At 67.6% G+C, this 13,305-nt stretch carries 25 protein-coding genes; all 25 read right to left on the bottom strand.

Going from position 1 to position 13,305, the window contains the following annotated elements; all coding sequences use genetic code 11:
- Position 1: 1 nt before the first annotated feature.
- The 25 genes from PSC72_RS05155 to PSC72_RS05035 all read right to left on the bottom strand — a co-directional run bounded on the left by PSC72_RS05155 (position 2) and on the right by PSC72_RS05035 (position 13,221).
- A complete protein-coding gene (locus PSC72_RS05155) occupies positions 2-499 on the bottom strand; it encodes an uL15m family ribosomal protein (RefSeq protein ID WP_274324824.1) in 498 nt (165 codons plus the stop codon).
- Positions 496-960: a 50S ribosomal protein L30 gene (gene rpmD / locus PSC72_RS05150; RefSeq protein WP_274324823.1), complete on the bottom strand. Its 465-nt coding sequence runs from the start codon at positions 958-960 to the stop codon at positions 496-498. The genes PSC72_RS05155 and rpmD overlap by 4 nt, the downstream gene beginning before the upstream one ends.
- Entirely contained in the window at positions 960-1,592 is a 633-nt protein-coding gene (locus tag PSC72_RS05145; RefSeq protein ID WP_274324822.1) for a 30S ribosomal protein S5, read from the bottom strand. Before PSC72_RS05145 ends, rpmD begins: the two co-directional genes overlap by 1 nt.
- Complete coding sequence (locus tag PSC72_RS05140; RefSeq protein WP_274324821.1) at positions 1,589-2,149, bottom strand: 50S ribosomal protein L18; 561 nt, start codon at positions 2,147-2,149, stop codon at positions 1,589-1,591. Before PSC72_RS05140 ends, PSC72_RS05145 begins: the two co-directional genes overlap by 4 nt.
- Positions 2,149-2,586: a 50S ribosomal protein L19e gene (locus PSC72_RS05135; RefSeq protein ID WP_274324820.1), complete on the bottom strand. Its 438-nt coding sequence runs from the start codon at positions 2,584-2,586 to the stop codon at positions 2,149-2,151. Before PSC72_RS05135 ends, PSC72_RS05140 begins: the two co-directional genes overlap by 1 nt.
- Entirely contained in the window at positions 2,579-3,316 is a 738-nt protein-coding gene (locus PSC72_RS05130) for a 50S ribosomal protein L32e (protein ID WP_274324819.1), read from the bottom strand. Before PSC72_RS05130 ends, PSC72_RS05135 begins: the two co-directional genes overlap by 8 nt.
- Positions 3,316-3,852: a 50S ribosomal protein L6 gene (locus PSC72_RS05125; RefSeq protein WP_274324818.1), complete on the bottom strand. Its 537-nt coding sequence runs from the start codon at positions 3,850-3,852 to the stop codon at positions 3,316-3,318. Before PSC72_RS05125 ends, PSC72_RS05130 begins: the two co-directional genes overlap by 1 nt.
- Before the next feature lie 2 nt (positions 3,853-3,854).
- Complete coding sequence (locus PSC72_RS05120; RefSeq protein WP_274324817.1) at positions 3,855-4,247, bottom strand: 30S ribosomal protein S8; 393 nt, start codon at positions 4,245-4,247, stop codon at positions 3,855-3,857.
- Complete coding sequence (locus PSC72_RS05115; protein ID WP_274324816.1) at positions 4,244-4,432, bottom strand: 30S ribosomal protein S14; 189 nt, start codon at positions 4,430-4,432, stop codon at positions 4,244-4,246. Before PSC72_RS05115 ends, PSC72_RS05120 begins: the two co-directional genes overlap by 4 nt.
- The gene (locus PSC72_RS05110) at positions 4,429-4,962 is read right to left on the bottom strand and encodes a 50S ribosomal protein L5 (protein ID WP_274324815.1); all 534 of its coding nucleotides are present in this window, start codon (positions 4,960-4,962) and stop codon (positions 4,429-4,431) included. Before PSC72_RS05110 ends, PSC72_RS05115 begins: the two co-directional genes overlap by 4 nt.
- On the bottom strand, positions 4,959-5,726 hold the full coding sequence (locus PSC72_RS05105; RefSeq protein ID WP_274324814.1) for a 30S ribosomal protein S4e: 768 nt from the start codon (positions 5,724-5,726) through the stop codon (positions 4,959-4,961). Before PSC72_RS05105 ends, PSC72_RS05110 begins: the two co-directional genes overlap by 4 nt.
- Complete coding sequence (rplX, locus tag PSC72_RS05100; protein ID WP_274324813.1) at positions 5,723-6,085, bottom strand: 50S ribosomal protein L24; 363 nt, start codon at positions 6,083-6,085, stop codon at positions 5,723-5,725. The genes PSC72_RS05105 and rplX overlap by 4 nt, the downstream gene beginning before the upstream one ends.
- Positions 6,082-6,480 carry a 50S ribosomal protein L14 gene (locus PSC72_RS05095; RefSeq protein WP_274324812.1) on the bottom strand — a complete coding sequence of 133 codons (399 nt, stop codon included), beginning with the start codon at positions 6,478-6,480 and terminating at the stop codon, positions 6,082-6,084. Before PSC72_RS05095 ends, rplX begins: the two co-directional genes overlap by 4 nt.
- Positions 6,480-6,806, bottom strand: a complete 327-nt coding sequence (locus tag PSC72_RS05090) for a 30S ribosomal protein S17 (RefSeq protein WP_274324811.1) — start codon at positions 6,804-6,806, stop codon at positions 6,480-6,482. The genes PSC72_RS05095 and PSC72_RS05090 overlap by 1 nt, the downstream gene beginning before the upstream one ends.
- The gene (locus tag PSC72_RS05085) at positions 6,797-7,108 is read right to left on the bottom strand and encodes a ribonuclease P protein component 1 (RefSeq protein WP_274324810.1); all 312 of its coding nucleotides are present in this window, start codon (positions 7,106-7,108) and stop codon (positions 6,797-6,799) included. Before PSC72_RS05085 ends, PSC72_RS05090 begins: the two co-directional genes overlap by 10 nt.
- Positions 7,108-7,323, bottom strand: a complete 216-nt coding sequence (gene rpmC, locus PSC72_RS05080) for a 50S ribosomal protein L29 (protein WP_135363718.1) — start codon at positions 7,321-7,323, stop codon at positions 7,108-7,110. The genes PSC72_RS05085 and rpmC overlap by 1 nt, the downstream gene beginning before the upstream one ends.
- Positions 7,320-8,294, bottom strand: coding sequence for a 30S ribosomal protein S3 (locus tag PSC72_RS05075; protein ID WP_274324809.1), 975 nt, complete (start codon positions 8,292-8,294; stop codon positions 7,320-7,322). Before PSC72_RS05075 ends, rpmC begins: the two co-directional genes overlap by 4 nt.
- Positions 8,294-8,755 (bottom strand): 50S ribosomal protein L22, encoded by a 462-nt coding sequence (locus PSC72_RS05070; protein ID WP_274324808.1) that lies wholly within the window; start codon positions 8,753-8,755, stop codon positions 8,294-8,296. The genes PSC72_RS05075 and PSC72_RS05070 overlap by 1 nt, the downstream gene beginning before the upstream one ends.
- A 1-nt stretch (position 8,756) precedes the next feature.
- The gene (locus PSC72_RS05065) at positions 8,757-9,179 is read right to left on the bottom strand and encodes a 30S ribosomal protein S19 (RefSeq protein ID WP_274324807.1); all 423 of its coding nucleotides are present in this window, start codon (positions 9,177-9,179) and stop codon (positions 8,757-8,759) included.
- Positions 9,176-9,898, bottom strand: coding sequence for a 50S ribosomal protein L2 (locus tag PSC72_RS05060; RefSeq protein ID WP_274324806.1), 723 nt, complete (start codon positions 9,896-9,898; stop codon positions 9,176-9,178). The genes PSC72_RS05065 and PSC72_RS05060 overlap by 4 nt, the downstream gene beginning before the upstream one ends.
- Before the next feature lie 2 nt (positions 9,899-9,900).
- Positions 9,901-10,155 (bottom strand): 50S ribosomal protein L23, encoded by a 255-nt coding sequence (locus PSC72_RS05055; RefSeq protein ID WP_274324805.1) that lies wholly within the window; start codon positions 10,153-10,155, stop codon positions 9,901-9,903.
- Positions 10,152-10,895 carry a 50S ribosomal protein L4 gene (rpl4p, locus tag PSC72_RS05050; RefSeq protein WP_274324804.1) on the bottom strand — a complete coding sequence of 248 codons (744 nt, stop codon included), beginning with the start codon at positions 10,893-10,895 and terminating at the stop codon, positions 10,152-10,154. The genes PSC72_RS05055 and rpl4p overlap by 4 nt, the downstream gene beginning before the upstream one ends.
- Positions 10,896-10,898: 3 nt before the next feature.
- Positions 10,899-11,948, bottom strand: coding sequence for a 50S ribosomal protein L3 (gene rpl3p, locus PSC72_RS05045; protein ID WP_274324803.1), 1,050 nt, complete (start codon positions 11,946-11,948; stop codon positions 10,899-10,901).
- Between the two features lie 5 nt (positions 11,949-11,953).
- Positions 11,954-12,859: an RNA methyltransferase gene (locus PSC72_RS05040; protein WP_274324802.1), complete on the bottom strand. Its 906-nt coding sequence runs from the start codon at positions 12,857-12,859 to the stop codon at positions 11,954-11,956.
- A 239-nt stretch (positions 12,860-13,098) separates the two neighbouring features.
- Positions 13,099-13,221 carry a hypothetical protein gene (locus PSC72_RS05035; protein WP_274324801.1) on the bottom strand — a complete coding sequence of 41 codons (123 nt, stop codon included), beginning with the start codon at positions 13,219-13,221 and terminating at the stop codon, positions 13,099-13,101.
- Positions 13,222-13,305 lie beyond the last annotated feature (84 nt).

The raw sequence follows: 13,305 nt of genomic DNA, 5'->3' as shown, positions 1-13,305 counted from the left end.
TTTATGAGTCGTCTTCTTCGTCAGGTGTATCCTTGTCGGTTTGCTCGGCGCGGACCTGACCGGCCTCGGTCAGTTCGACCGAGCCGCCGGCGGCTTCCACCTTCTCCTCGGCGGCATCGGAGAAGTCGTCCGCGACGAGGTGGAGCTCGTTGCGGACCTGCCCGCTGCCGAGCACCTTCACGACGTCGACCTCGTGGCCGTCCTCGACGACGTCGCGGGCGTCGATAGCGTAGCCGTCGCCTTCCTCGTCGGCGACGCCGTCCGCGGCCAGCAGCGCCGCGTCCTCGTCGAGCTCGCGGACGTCGATCGTCTCGACGTCGTCCTGCACGTCGTCCGGTCGCTTGAACCCGTGTTTGTCCCACGGGCCGTGGTTGTGCATCTCGTGTTTGCGGCTCCCGGCGTTGCCACGGCCGCCGCGATGGCCGGCGCCGCGGCGGTTCTTGTGGGAACCGCCGCCGTGCGTGCGCGAACCGCGCTGTCGTTTCTTCTTGGATGTCATCGCATCGCCTCCAGGAGTTCGTCGATGGACTCGGTGTCGTGGCGACCGAGCTCGCCGCCCTCCTTGGTCGGGTGTTTGATCCCGTCGTGACCGCCACGCGGGGGATGCAGGCGCAGCGTCGGCGCCAGCCCCTGCTCTTTGAGGGTCGTCTCCTCGTCGACGATGGCCTCAGCCAGCTCCTCGACGCTCATGTAGTCGGTGTTCGCCACGACCCACGAGTCGTCGATGTCGGCGTCGCCCTCGGCGGGCTCGCCGCGGCGCTCGATGAGGAGCGCGACCGTCTCGACGCTGGGTTCGCCGAACGCCACGTAGTCGTTGACCTTCGTGACCATCCCGCGGTAGGTCTCCGTCTCGGGGACGAAGGTGGCGTGGTTGACGTTGTGGACGTTGAGCATCTCCAGCGTGTCCCGTACGTCCTGGTTCATGTTGACCTCGCCGCGAAGCTGAACGAGCGCTTGCATCACTCGATCACCTCTCGCTTCTCCCAGGTCTCCTGGGGGACGCGGGCCTCGGCGGTGTTCTGGAGCGCGTTGAACGTCGCCTTCGCGAAGTTCACCGTCGTCCGGGTGTTCCCCGACGAGCGCGTCCAGATGTCCTCGATGCCCGCGAGTTCGAGCACGTGGCGGACGGTCTCTCCGCCGGCCAGCCCGAGCCCGCGCGGCGCGGGCTGCAGTTCGACCTCGACGCTGCCGGCCTTGCCGGTCGTCCGGAGCGCGACGGTGTGGGGACGCCCACAGCCGCACTCCCAGGACCCGCAGCCCCGCGAGACGTCGATGAGGTTCAGCTTCGCCACCTCGATGGCCTTCTGGATGGCGCCGCCGACCTGGTCGTCGCGCCCTTCCGCGTAGCCGACGAGACCGTCGCGGTTGCCCACGACGACCACGCAGCGGAACTTGACGCGGCGCCCGGAGTCGGTCATCCGCTGGACCATGTTGATGTCCAGCACCTCGTCTTCCAGCCCGGGGACGAGCTGGTCGATGATCTCGGGCTCTTTCAGGGGCAGACCGGAGTTGAGGGCGTCCTCCATCGAGTCGATCTCGCCCTCGGCCACGGCCTTGCCCAGGCGTGTACGCGGCTCCCAGCCGCTACTCATAGTTCATCCGCCTCCAGCAGTTGTTCTCGCATGTCGTCGAAGTGTTCCGGTAGGTCTGTTGCGTCGAACTCCCCGCTGTACAGCGCCTCGTCGAGCTGCTCGGCGTACTCGGCGATGTGCTCGCCGCGCGTGCGCGACCAGTCCGCGAGGACGCTGTCGTTGTGGGGAATCTCGAGTCCGGCGTCGATTGCGCCTTCCTGTACTGCGAATACTTTGCTACCCGGCGTCGGCGTGTTGAGGCCGATGTCGAGGACGGCCTCGTCGAGGCCGGCTTCGACCGCGCGCAGTCCAGCGAGGACGCCGGTCAGGTAGGCCGCGGGCATGTTGCCCGTCGGGCCTTCCCAGCCGTAGTCCGCGAGGTCGCTGGAGTGTGCGCTCGCGACCGTCTCGTCGCCGTTCGGTCCGGTGGTGATCAGCTGCGCCGTGACGTGCTTGTTGCTCTTGCGAGCGACCAAGCGCGGTTTGCCGGATTTCAGCAGGCGCAACCTCTGATGGTAATCGGTCCGGGCCTCGCGGCGACGCCGCATCGGCACCGTGTAGCGTGGTCCTGTCGCCATTAGTTGTCCTCCAATGTTCGTTCGATGTCCGCGACGCTGTCGAACTCCCCACCGCTCGCGCGGTCGTAGAGTTCGCGGTAACGCGACTTCGAGATCTCGCCCGAGTCGCGCAGCTCGCGGAGCTTGTTCCGCTGTGCGCGGATCTTCGACTGCCACTGCTCCTTCTCGTTCTCGCGACCGCCCGCGGTCCCCTTCCGGGACCCCTGTCCCTTCTGGTGGCCGTAGGCGCGCTTCTCCTGGCGCTCCCGCGCGCGACCGCGCGAGTTACCCTTCGGCGCTTCGGCGCGGATGGCGCCTTCGTCGACGAGCTGGCGGATGTCCTCGCGGGTGATCGCGTCCGCGAGTTCGCCCTGGCGCTCCGGGTCGAGCCAGATCTTGTTCTCCCCGACGTCGAGGATGTCGGATGCCATGCGTTTCTGTGCGCTCAGATCAGTCATCGACTTCGACCTCCTCGTAGGTGGGGTTGAGTACGCGGATCTCTCGCTGCTCGGCCTCGTCCTCAATGCGCTCGCGCTTGCGACCGCCGACCTTCGAGGCGATGCGGACGGCCTGCGTGTCGCCGTCCACGTCTTCGAGGTCGTCGAGGTTGTGCACGCGCACTTCCTCGAAGCCCGAGGGGTGCAGGCCGCGGACCTCCGTCGGCGAGCGGAAGCCCGCCTGGACGGTGTCGCCCTTGCCCTTGATACCGATCCGCTGTTTCGAGAGCGTCCCGCGGGGCTTGCGCCACGACGTGGAGACGCGCTTTTTCTTGTGGTGGTCCTGGCGGTTGAACTGCGGCGTGCTCGTCTTCGCTCGCTTGTTGAGCAGCCGCTCGGTGTTCTCGTCCAGGTCCGGCTCGAAGTCGACCTCGATGCGCGGACGCATCTCGGTCTCGACGTCCTCGGCCGGCTCCTCGTCTTCTTCGACCGCTTCCGGCTCGTCCTCTTCGACCTCGGCCTCGGTCTCCTCGGCGACTTCGAGACCACCGACGTCCGCCTTGATGCGGGCCGCCAGGGCGTTGCCCACCACGTCGGCGAGCTCCTCCTGGCTGGCGCCGCGGACGTCGTCGACCGTGTCGTAGCCGGCTTCTTCGAGGTCCTCGGCGCGCGAGGGTCCGACGCCGCTGATGTCTTCGAGCGTCTCGAACTCCTCGGTCTCGGCCTCGGTGTCTTCGTTGTCGTCTGCCATCAGGCGTCACCTCGAGTCGGCTTCTGTGTGATGTAGACCCCGTCCTGGAAGACGCGAACGTCCTTGTCCGGGACGCGGGTCAGCTGTTCGATGTCCGCGGCGGTCTGGCCGACTGCTTCGACGTCGGGGCCGGACAGCGTGATCGTCTCCTCGGAGACGGACACGTCGGTGTCCCCGTGGATCTCGGTGCGGCGCGGTGCGCGCTCGCCGAGGAAGTTCTCGATGACGACCTCGTCGCCCTCGACGTCGACCTGCATCGGGAAGTGGGAGTAGAAGACTTCCATCTCGTACTCCCAGCCGTCGGTCACGCCGTGGAACATGTTCCGGACGTGACTCTCGAAGGTACCCAGCGTCGACATCGTCTTCGCGTCGTCGGCGTCGCTCTCGATGACGACCGAGCCGTCCTCGGCCGACACCGAGACGTCGGGGTACCAGAGCCGCCGGGTCACGCTACCGTTGGGCCCCTCGACTGTGAGTTCGAGGTGGTCCATCTCGGCGCTTACCTCGTCTGGAATTTCGAGTTCTGTGCGTGGCATTGTTAGTAGACGTACGCGATGACCTGGCCACCGATGCCCTCCTCGCGGGCCTCGTAGTGGCTCATGATCCCGTGGCTGGTCGTGACGACGAGCGTCCCGTAGTCACGGGCGGGGAGGAACCGCTTCTCCCACTTCTCGAACTCGTCGGCGCCCGCGGAGTAGCGGGGCAGGACCGGGCCACATTCGTTGATCGCTCCTTTCAGTTCGACCTCGAACTGACCGGCTTTGCCGTCGTCGACGAAGGTGAACCCGTCGATGTACCCGCGGTCGTAGAAGACCTCGAGCACGCTGCCGATCTCGTTCGAGGCGGGTGATACCTCGTGGTCGAGATGCCCGACGCTCTCGGCGTTGTCGATCCCCGAGAGCGCGTTGGCGAGTGGGTCGTTTCCTGTCATGAATACTTCCTGAAGCCCATGCTTCGGGAGACCTCCCGGAAGCACTGGCGACACAGCCAGATGTCGTACTTGCCGACCAGTCCCTGCTCGCGGCCGCACCGCCGGCAGGACTCGAGCTGGCCGGTCCGCTTTGCAACCTGCTCGCCTGTGTTTGCCTCGTCGGGCTCTGATTCGCTTTCGCTCATTCGCTGACCTCCACGTCGAACGCCCCCTCGACGAACGCGACCGCGTCGTCGACGTCGAGCCGGTGACTCGACGGGATCTGTCGGGACGCCTTGTCTCGCTTGGACACGCGGTAGCCCGGCCGGACCAGGTTGACCGTCACGTCCAGGCCGTAGATACCGGTGTTCGGGTCGTACTCCTGGCTCGGGAAGTCGGTGTGTTCCTCGACGCCGAAGCTGAAGTTGCCGGTGTCGTCGAACTGCGACCGACGCAGGTCAGCCAGGTCGAGCGCCGTCTCCAGGAACGCGTGGGCGTCGTCGTCGCGAAGGGTGACCTTCGCGCCGATCGGGTCGCCCTGCCGGAGCCCGAACTCGCCGACCGTCGCCTTCGCCTGCGTGCGGACCGGCTGCTGGCCCGCCACGTCTTCGAGGATCTCCTCGGCGTCCGCGAGTTCGCGGCCGCCCTCGCCGACGCCCATGTGGACGACGACCTTCTCGACGCGCGGTTCGCGCATCTCGTGGAAGTCACCGCCGGACTCGCTCTCGGAGCTCATTCGCCGTCACCTCCCTCTTCGACGTCGGCCGAGGCCTCCTCGGTCACGTCCTCGGGGGCCTCGTCGTCGTCGCTCGTGAAGTTCTCGTCGATGACGACGACGTAGCTCTCGATGGTCTCGAAGCCCTCGCCGTCGTCCTGGGAGACGATCACGTTGTTCTCGGCGCTGCCGGGCGTGACCTGGATGGTCTCGATCGTTCCGATCTCGCCGGCGTGGGCGCCGTCGACGGCGGTGACCAGCGCGCCCTCTTCGTACTCGAAGTGGGCGACGATCTCGCCGTCGTCGTTCGAGACGACCACGGAGTCGCCGCCGTCGTAGGGGGCGCCCTCGTCGACGACCAGCGTCTGCCCGTCGTGGAGCGTGAGCTGGACGTCGCCGCCGGGGACGTGCTTCTTGTTCTCGATCTTGCCGAGCGTCGAGTCCGCGGCGTCGGCGTCGATGGGCGTCAGCGCCAGCCGACCGCCCTGGCCGGGGAACACGCGGTAGTACTCGTCTCGCTCGACGAACGCCAGGATGTCGAACATCCCGACCGGACGCTCCTCGTCGGAGACCGCCTTGCCGTTGATCAGGACGCTGTCCTGGTTGAGGGCGTAGCGGGCCTCCTTGCGGCTGTCCGCGTAGCCGAGCACGTCGCGCAGGACGATGAGCAGGGGAACCCCCGCCTCGCCGTGCGGGCCAGCGTCGGCCTTGACGGTGAACGTCTCGGTCTTGCGTTCGATCGGCCAGCTGTTCGGCACCGAGAGTCGTTTCTGATGCTTCGTCATGCGCTGTCCTCCTCGGATTCGAGACGCTCCTCGCGGAGGTCGTCCTCGAGGGTCAGGTCGGTGACGCGCAGGTTCGAGGCGTCGATCGGGCGGGGGACTTCCTCGCCGTCGGCCGCCTCGACCGTCACGTCCTCGACGCGGACCGTCGTCTCCGACAGGTCGACGTCGACGACCTCGCCGGTCTCGCCGGCGAAGTCACCGCGCAGCACCTCGACGGTGTCGCCCTCGTTGACGCGCACGTTGCGCTGTCCGTACTCGTCGCGCAGGTCGGGCGCGAGCGTGGCACGGACCTTCGCGTGGCGCTCGTGGAGCGCCGCGGAAGCGTCGTCGTTTCGCTGTTTGCGTGGTTGCTTGCTCATACTATCATCGTCGCTGTGGACGCGACAGATCCGAATCGCTCCGCGACTTCGCGGGCGATGGGTCCTTTCAGTTCGGTCCCGCGGGGGTCCTCGTTGTCGTCGACGACGACCGCCGCGTTGTCCTCGAACTTCACGCGGGTGCCGTCCGGGCGGCGGATCGGCTTGCGCTGGCGGACGACGACCGCCTCCAGCACCTGCCGCCGCATCTCCGGGGTCCCTTTCGTGACCGAGACGGTGATCTTGTCACCGATACCCGCCTTCGGGTGGCGGTTCTTCGTTCCCGAGTAGCCGGCGATGGAGATGACTTTGAGCTCGCGTGCGCCCGTGTTGTCGGCGCACGTGATCAGCGAGCCCTTCTCCAGACCCTGCGTGACGTCTGCTTTCATCGCCTCCATCAGTCGTCACCTCCTTCGCGGGAGACCACGACGTGGCTTTTCGTCTTCGAGAGCGGTCGACACTCTGCTATCGTGACCGTATCGCCTTCGGCGAGACCGAGACACTCGGGTGCGTGGGCCGGAACACGGCTCCGCCGTTTCATCAGGCGGTCGTATTTCGGCACCGGCACGTCGTACTCTCGCTCGACGACGACGGTCTTGTCCATGTCGGTCGACGCGACTGTGCCTTCGATCGTCTGCCCGCGGACACTCAGCGTGCCGTGGAACGGGCAGTTGTCGTCGTCACAGGCCGCGTCGGGTTCTTGTACGTTCAATCCTAGCGCCATTTGCTATCACCAGATTTCTCCGTTCTGCGTGCAGGCCGTGCGACCAGCCTGCGTCCTTCGACGGTCACGACTTCCCCGCTGGGAAGCGCGAACTCGAAGGTCGTCCCCTCCTTGGGGACCGTCGCCACCCGATTCGCCGCCTCCGAGGGCACCTCGCCCCCGCGCTCGATACCGAGGGTCTCCGTCGTCTCCGCGACGACGGTCCCCGCGATGCCGAGCAGGTCGGGGTTGGCGCCCGCGCGGACGCGGACCTCCAGCCCGACGAGTTCGTGTCGCGGCAGCGTCTCGGGTGTCAGCGGCATTATTCGGACTCCTCGAGGTCGCCTTCTTCCCGCTGGACCGTCTTGATCCGCGCGATCGCTTTCCGGAGCTCCTTGATGCGACCCGGGTTCTCCGGGGCGCCACCCGCGGCCTTGACGGCGCGGTCGTTCAGGAGCTCGGTCTCGAGCTCTTCGAGCTCGGCCTCGCGCTCTGCGGGCGTCATGTCGCGGATCTCCTCGGTGTAGAGGACGGTCATTCGTCGTCACCCTCCTCGGTGTCGGCGTCGGGGTCGTGGGCCTCGGCCGACGGCTCGTCGCGTTCCTCGTCGGCGTCTTCCATCTCGTCCATCAGTTCCTCGGCTTCCGCCTCGGTGTCCTCGTCGAGTTCCTCGTCGACGGCCTCTTCGAGGTCGTCGAGCTCTTCCTCGACGTCCTCTTCGACCATCTGGGCGTCGTCGCCCGAGGGCTCGACCTCTTCGTGAGCCTCGTCGACGGCTTCGACGACTTCCTCGTCGACCTCGTCGTCGACGTCGGGCTCGGTGACCGGCTCGGCCTCCGCCTCGTCGGGCTCGCCTTCGAGGAGCTCTTCGACGCTCTCGTCGGAGACGTCCGCGACGTAGTCCTCGACTTCCATGTCCTCGTAGACCTCGAAGTCGTCGGGGAGTTCCGCGTCCGGCGGGATGATCTTCACCTGCACGCCGATGGTGCCGAGCTTCATGACCGCGGTACCGATACCGTGGTCGACGATGTCCTCGGCGGGCTCGCCGTTGTGCTTGATGTACCCGCGGTTGAACTTCTCCACGCGCGAGCGCGCGCCGGTGACCTTCCCGGAGAGGACGATCTCGGCGCCCTTCGCGCCGGCCTCCATGATCCGGTCGATCGTGGTGTGACCGGCCTTGCGGAAGTACCAGCCGCGCTCGAGGGCGTTGGCCAGGCGGTCGGCGACGATCCGGGCGTTGAGGTCCGGTTCGTCGACTTCCTGGACGTCGACCTGCGGGTCCTCGAGGTCGAACCGCTCCTCGAGTTCCGTCGTGATCTTGCGGATGTTCTTCCCGCCCTTGCCGATGACCATGCCGGGCTTCTCGGCCTTCAGGACGATCTGGGTGCCCATCGGGGTCTTGGCGACTTCCATGCCGCCGTAACCCGCGCGGCCCAGTTCGTCGCCGAAGAACTCGTCGATCTGGGTCCGCTGGAGCCCGTCCTCGATGAACTGCTGTTCGTCGGCCATTATTCCTCGACCTCCTCGAGGATGAGTTCGACGTCGACCTGCATGGTGTTCCAGGGGCTCGCACGACCCATCGCGCGGGGCTTGCGACCCTGCTGTTCGCCGACCTTGTGGGCGGCGACGTGCATGATCTCCATGTTCTCGCCATCGAATCCCTGCTCGTCCGCGTTGCCGATGGCGTTCTCGAGCAGGTCGAGGAAGGCCTCGCTGGCCTTCTCCGGGTAGCGGCCGGCGTCCCAGCCGTCGATGTCGTTTCGATGACCGACGCCCGAGTTGTGCTGGCGGAACGGCACCGACTGCTCCTCGTCGATGACCGCCTGCAGGTACTCGACGGCGTCGGCGGCCGTCTTGCCCTTGATCTCGCGGGCGATGGCCTTGCTGTGCTTGTGGCTCATCTGACGCTCCCGAAGCATCGCTTTCGCCGTGGTCTCCGGGTCGGCGTCGACTGAGTAGCTGATTCCCATGTTATTTGAGCGGTACGAACTTCGAGGAGCGCGTGGCCCCGATGCCGGCCTGGCCGTGTTCGACGGACGTGCGTGTCAGCTGGAACTCGCCCAGGTAGTGGCCGAGCATCTCCGGCTCGACCTTGACGCGCTCGAAGCTCTGACCGGTGTAGACGGCGAAGGTCAGCCCGACCATCTCCGGGACGATCGGCATGTCGCGCAGATGCGTCCGGATCGGGTCGTTGGCCGTCTCCTCTTCGCCGGCTTCGCGCGCCTCGTCGAGCAGCTTCCGCTTCTCGACCGAGAGGCCACGCGTGATACTTCGCCGCTGTCGAGCGGGGAGCAGTTCCGCGACTTCCTCCAGGCTCATGTCCTGCAGTTCGTCGAGCGTGTGACCACGGTAGGTGAACTCACCTTCGTGGCCGATCTGGTATTCCGAACTCATTGGTTACCACCTCGGCCGGTGCGGCGCGAGGAGATGTCCCCGACCTTCCGGCCCGGCGGGGCGTCCCGCGAGACGGACTTCGGCTTGCCGGGGTGCTGGCGACCGCCCCCACCGAAGGGGTGGTCGACCGCGTTCATGGCTACACCGCGGACGTTGGGCCACTTCGTGCCGCGCGCTTTCATCTTGTGGTACTTGTTGCCGGCCTTGACCATCGGCTTCTCCGTGCGGCCACCGCCGGCCACCACGCCGATCGTCGCCCGGCACTCGGGGTCGAGACGCTTCATCTCGCCGCTCGGCAGCTTCACGGCCGCGACGTTGCGGTCGTGAGTGACGAGCTGGGCGTTGACGCCCGACGCGCGGGCGAACTTCCCGCCGTCGCCGGGGTTGGCCTCGACGTTGCACACCGGGATCCCCTCGGGGATCTCCGCGAGCGGGAGCGTGTTCCCGGGCGCGATCTCGGCGCTGACGCCGACCTGGATCTCGTCGCCGACGCCCACGCCCTCGGGCGCGAGGACGAGGCGCTGGTCGCCGTCCTCGAACTCGATGGCCGCGATGGGCGCCGAGCGAGCCGGGTCGTGCTCGATGTCCACGACCGTCCCGGCGACCATGTCGCCGTCCTCGACGGTGCGGTGCGAGAGCTCTGCCTTGTAGCGGTGCGACGGCGCTCGGAACGTCGAGGTGCCGCGACCGCGTCGTTGTCCCTGGATTCGTCGTCCCATTGTTAGAACACCCCGATCCGCGAGGCGACGTCCTCGGCCTCGTCGTCCTCGGAGAGTTTCACGTACGCCTTCTTCTCGCCGTCCGGCCGGACCTGCGTCGTCACGTCGACGACGGTCACGTCGAACTGCTCGGAGACCGCATCGGCGATCTCCGGCTTGCTGGCGTCGCTGGCGACGACGAACTGGAGCTTGTTCTGGAAGTCCAGGTCGTCCATCGCCTTCTCCGTCATCGTCGGGTGCTTGATGACCGAGTTCATCGGTCGGCCACCTCCGAGACGGCGGATTCGGTCCAGACGGTGAGGCGACCGGCGTCGCCGCCGGGCGCCAGGTCCTCCGCGTTGACCTCGCGCGCGGTCGTCACGTCCGCGCCCGCGAGGTTGCGAGCGGCCTTCGAGGGCTCCTCGCTCGTCACGAACAGGACCGACTTGGCCCGCTTGTACTTCCGACCGCGGGTCGTCCCGCGACCGGCGCGGATGGTCGCCTCGTCCGCGCGCTCGATGTCGTCCGCGACGCCGAGCGCTTCCAAGACGTCGACGACCTCCTGGGTCTTCACGAGGTCCTCGAAGTCGTCGGAGACGACCAGCGGGAGGTCGACGTCGTCGTCGAACTCGTGGCCGCGCTCCGCGACGACCTCGGCGTCCGTCGTGGCCGCGACGGCCGAGCGGACGGCGAGTTTCTTCTCCTTCGTGTTGAGGTCGAGGCCGCGGTCCTTCTCCTCTTTCGGCGGGTGCGCGCGGCGGCCGCCGACGGTCTGGGGCACGCGTCGCCCCTGCCCGTTCTCCCGGGGCACGTGGGCCATGCCGCGGCCGCTGCCCTGAGACTCGGCGGGCGTGCGCATCCCGGCGTAGTCGTCGCTGCCGTAGTCCTGCTTCCGGTTGGCCTGCGCGGCGGAGACGGCCCGCCGGATGACGTCCGGGCGGAACTCCGTCTCGAAGACGTCGAGGAGCTCGACGCTCCCGTCGTCGTCGCCGTCCAGGTCGAGTACTGTTGTTTCCATGCGTTAGTCCTCCTGTGATGTCGCGGCGCGCCCGCGACCGCCCTGGTTGGACTGGGTCGAGACGTACCGGACCTCGGGGTCGAGGCGCGGCTGGTCGTTGGGTCGGACGGCCGGTCGGAAGCGCACGACGCGCTGGTCCGGACCGGGCACCGAGCCCTTGACGAGCGTGTACGGCCCGTCGACCTCGCCGTAGTTGACGAAGCCGCCCTCGACGGTCGGCTCCGACCCCTCGCCGATGTCGATGAGTCGCTTGTTCAGTTCCGTGCGCTGGTGGTAGCCGGTCTGCCCCTGCTGGGGGACCGTCGAGCGCACGCGGGAGGGGTTCCACGGGCCGAGGTTGCCGATGCGTCGGCGCCAGCCCTGGCGGGCGTGTTTCCCTTTCCGCTTCTGGACGCCCCATCGCTTGACGGGGCCCTGCGTCCCTTTGCCCTTGGTGACCGCGGCCACGTCGGCGTACTCGCCGGCGCGGAACACGTCGTTCATGGCGTGCTCGCCGCCGTCGGCGACGAGGTCGAGCCCGAAGTCGAGGCGCTCGTCGAGCGAGCCGCCGCCGACTCGGGTCTCCATGACGTCGGGCTTCTTGCGCGGGACGCCGGGGACCTCGCTCGGGACGGTGTGCGTGATGACGCGCACGTCCCCGAGGTCGCCGTCGTCGTGTGCTTGTCGGATCTGTTCCTCTGCGGCGTCAGCGTCGTGACCCTCCGGCACGTCGAGGGCGCGGTCGAGCTCCTCGTGGAACTCGTCGGCCCACACTTCCGTGAGGGGGCGCTGGCCGTACGGCGTGTCTTCGTAGGCTCGGAGCGCGACCGCGCGCATCGGCGGCGTCTCGACGACCGTCACCGGGACGGTCTCCTCCATCCCCTCGCGGGGGGAGTCGGGCTCGTCGTTGATCAGCACGACGTGCGTCATGCCGGCCTTGTAACCGGCGAAGCCCTGGAGACCCGGCTGGCCGTCGTCGTCGGGCCAGCTGTTGAACCGCGGGGTCTCACTCGCCGCTCGCGTACGCGGGCCGAAGCCCAGCGAGCCTTTGCGTGGTCTGTGCTTTCCTGGCATTTGTCTTACCTCGTCAGTCTGAGGGGCGCGAGCGTGGCGAACACCGCTTCTTCCGTTCGCACGACCTCGCTTCCCTGGTCTGGGACCGTGTTGAGCCAGAGGTCGAACCTTTCGTCGCCTGTCTCCGCCGCGACGGTGTCCGGGTCCTCGCCGAGGATAGCGGGGAGGCCCCGCTCGGGCGCGCCGAAGGCGACCGTCAGGTCACCCAGGGGCGCCGCCTCGTCGTCGGATGCGTCAGTATCGTCGGATCCGCTCGGTCCGTCGCCGGGACCATCGCCGCCACGAAGCCGTGCGACCAGCTGGTCGAGCTTCGTGACGGTCAGCTCCTCGCCGTAGCGAGAGGCCGCGATGGTCAGCCCGGCGTCGGGCCGCGCGAGCGCGTCGTCGATCTCGGCCGAGTCGACGACGAACCCTGCCGCGGGCTCGTCGACGAGCTTCGCCCGAACCGGTCGTCGCGAAGAGACCCTGACGGAGACGCGCTCCCCCTCTCCGACCTCCATGTCGGAGGGAACGGGAAGGGAGACTGGGTGTTGCAGTCCGCAATTGACCCGTACGCGTCCATCAGCACCGACCTCGGTCACGATTCCCTGTCTTAACGACCCCGATTCGTCCGAACCGGAGCCGGTCCGTGAACGCACGCGGAGCGCCGGCAGGACACCAGCGTACTCCAGTTCGTCCCGCCTGTCCCATACCTCCTTTCGGAGGTAGGGGGGTGTGGCGGCGTACCGCAACACCGTTTCGACGAACCCGGCACCTCTCTTCTCGACCCCGTCTGGGTCGGCATAGACCGTGAGACGGTCAACCCGGAACACCGTGGCCGCCCTGGCCACGTAACCGATCTTGCGAGTTGCCTCGCGTTTGTCCTCGGCTTCCCGGGTGAGGGACGCCGGCACGAGCACGCTTGTTGTCATGCCGTGACGCTTCCACGCCGCGCCACTAGACTGTAGCGATACTTCTCCATCCCACCCTTAAAAATAGCGCGCTTCACGCGCGCGTCGAGAACCGTTCACACGCCTCTCGTTCCCACACGTACCGACCGACATAGCGGGTTACTCGCCGGACGCTCCACGGCTCGTTGCCGGTAACCGATCGGACGACTGCGACGGTACTGCGGCCGGCGGTCGCGTGCGCTGTCGCCGACCGGATGGCGTCAGCCGTGGTCGGGGATGCTCTCGTCGCAGACGGGACAGGCGCCGCGTCCCTCTCCGGCGGCGAGGTCGTTCGGCTGGCCGGTCCATCCACAGACGGGACACTGAATCGGATCGCCGGGCATAACGGCTGAAAGAAGGGCCGGCCAGCCGGAAAAGGCTGGTGTCCACTCCGTGCGACTGTCCCCGACCGGCCGGACGATTGGACG

It is taken from the genome of Halosimplex aquaticum (assembly GCF_028747785.1).
Taxonomy (GTDB): domain Archaea; phylum Halobacteriota; class Halobacteria; order Halobacteriales; family Haloarculaceae; genus Halosimplex; species Halosimplex aquaticum.
This window is presented reverse-complemented; position numbering and strand designations above follow the sequence as displayed.

What these genes read in the sequence shown, in the direction of transcription:
- PSC72_RS05105 (WP_274324814.1), bottom strand. Translation starts at nt 5,726, where the DNA reads ATGACGAAGCATCAGAAACGACTCTCGGTGCCGAACAGCTGGCCGATC.
- PSC72_RS05125 (WP_274324818.1), bottom strand. Translation starts at nt 3,852, where the DNA reads ATGCCACGCACAGAACTCGAAATTCCAGACGAGGTAAGCGCCGAGATG.
- PSC72_RS05075 (WP_274324809.1), bottom strand. Translation starts at nt 8,294, where the DNA reads ATGGCCGACGAACAGCAGTTCATCGAGGACGGGCTCCAGCGGACCCAG.
- PSC72_RS05065 (WP_274324807.1), bottom strand. Translation starts at nt 9,179, where the DNA reads ATGAGTTCGGAATACCAGATCGGCCACGAAGGTGAGTTCACCTACCGT.
- PSC72_RS05085 (WP_274324810.1), bottom strand. Translation starts at nt 7,108, where the DNA reads ATGCCGCTGACACCCGAGACGCTGCCGCGACACGAACTCGTCGGGCTG.
- rpl4p (WP_274324804.1), bottom strand. Translation starts at nt 10,895, where the DNA reads ATGGAAACAACAGTACTCGACCTGGACGGCGACGACGACGGGAGCGTC.
- PSC72_RS05155 (WP_274324824.1), bottom strand. Translation starts at nt 499, where the DNA reads ATGACATCCAAGAAGAAACGACAGCGCGGTTCGCGCACGCACGGCGGC.
- rpmD (WP_274324823.1), bottom strand. Translation starts at nt 960, where the DNA reads ATGCAAGCGCTCGTTCAGCTTCGCGGCGAGGTCAACATGAACCAGGAC.
- PSC72_RS05090 (WP_274324811.1), bottom strand. Translation starts at nt 6,806, where the DNA reads ATGGCGCTAGGATTGAACGTACAAGAACCCGACGCGGCCTGTGACGAC.
- PSC72_RS05120 (WP_274324817.1), bottom strand. Translation starts at nt 4,247, where the DNA reads ATGACAGGAAACGACCCACTCGCCAACGCGCTCTCGGGGATCGACAAC.
- PSC72_RS05140 (WP_274324821.1), bottom strand. Translation starts at nt 2,149, where the DNA reads ATGGCGACAGGACCACGCTACACGGTGCCGATGCGGCGTCGCCGCGAG.
- PSC72_RS05115 (WP_274324816.1), bottom strand. Translation starts at nt 4,432, where the DNA reads ATGAGCGAAAGCGAATCAGAGCCCGACGAGGCAAACACAGGCGAGCAG.
- rpl3p (WP_274324803.1), bottom strand. Translation starts at nt 11,948, where the DNA reads ATGCCAGGAAAGCACAGACCACGCAAAGGCTCGCTGGGCTTCGGCCCG.
- rplX (WP_274324813.1), bottom strand. Translation starts at nt 6,085, where the DNA reads ATGAGCAAGCAACCACGCAAACAGCGAAACGACGACGCTTCCGCGGCG.
- PSC72_RS05040 (WP_274324802.1), bottom strand. Translation starts at nt 12,859, where the DNA reads ATGACAACAAGCGTGCTCGTGCCGGCGTCCCTCACCCGGGAAGCCGAG.
- PSC72_RS05130 (WP_274324819.1), bottom strand. Translation starts at nt 3,316, where the DNA reads ATGGCAGACGACAACGAAGACACCGAGGCCGAGACCGAGGAGTTCGAG.
- PSC72_RS05055 (WP_274324805.1), bottom strand. Translation starts at nt 10,155, where the DNA reads ATGAACTCGGTCATCAAGCACCCGACGATGACGGAGAAGGCGATGGAC.
- PSC72_RS05070 (WP_274324808.1), bottom strand. Translation starts at nt 8,755, where the DNA reads ATGGGAATCAGCTACTCAGTCGACGCCGACCCGGAGACCACGGCGAAA.
- rpmC (WP_135363718.1), bottom strand. Translation starts at nt 7,323, where the DNA reads ATGACCGTCCTCTACACCGAGGAGATCCGCGACATGACGCCCGCAGAG.
- PSC72_RS05145 (WP_274324822.1), bottom strand. Translation starts at nt 1,592, where the DNA reads ATGAGTAGCGGCTGGGAGCCGCGTACACGCCTGGGCAAGGCCGTGGCC.
- PSC72_RS05095 (WP_274324812.1), bottom strand. Translation starts at nt 6,480, where the DNA reads ATGGAGGCGATGAAAGCAGACGTCACGCAGGGTCTGGAGAAGGGCTCG.
- PSC72_RS05110 (WP_274324815.1), bottom strand. Translation starts at nt 4,962, where the DNA reads ATGAGCTCCGAGAGCGAGTCCGGCGGTGACTTCCACGAGATGCGCGAA.
- PSC72_RS05035 (WP_274324801.1), bottom strand. Translation starts at nt 13,221, where the DNA reads ATGCCCGGCGATCCGATTCAGTGTCCCGTCTGTGGATGGACCGGCCAG.
- PSC72_RS05135 (WP_274324820.1), bottom strand. Translation starts at nt 2,586, where the DNA reads ATGACTGATCTGAGCGCACAGAAACGCATGGCATCCGACATCCTCGAC.
- PSC72_RS05060 (WP_274324806.1), bottom strand. Translation starts at nt 9,898, where the DNA reads ATGGGACGACGAATCCAGGGACAACGACGCGGTCGCGGCACCTCGACG.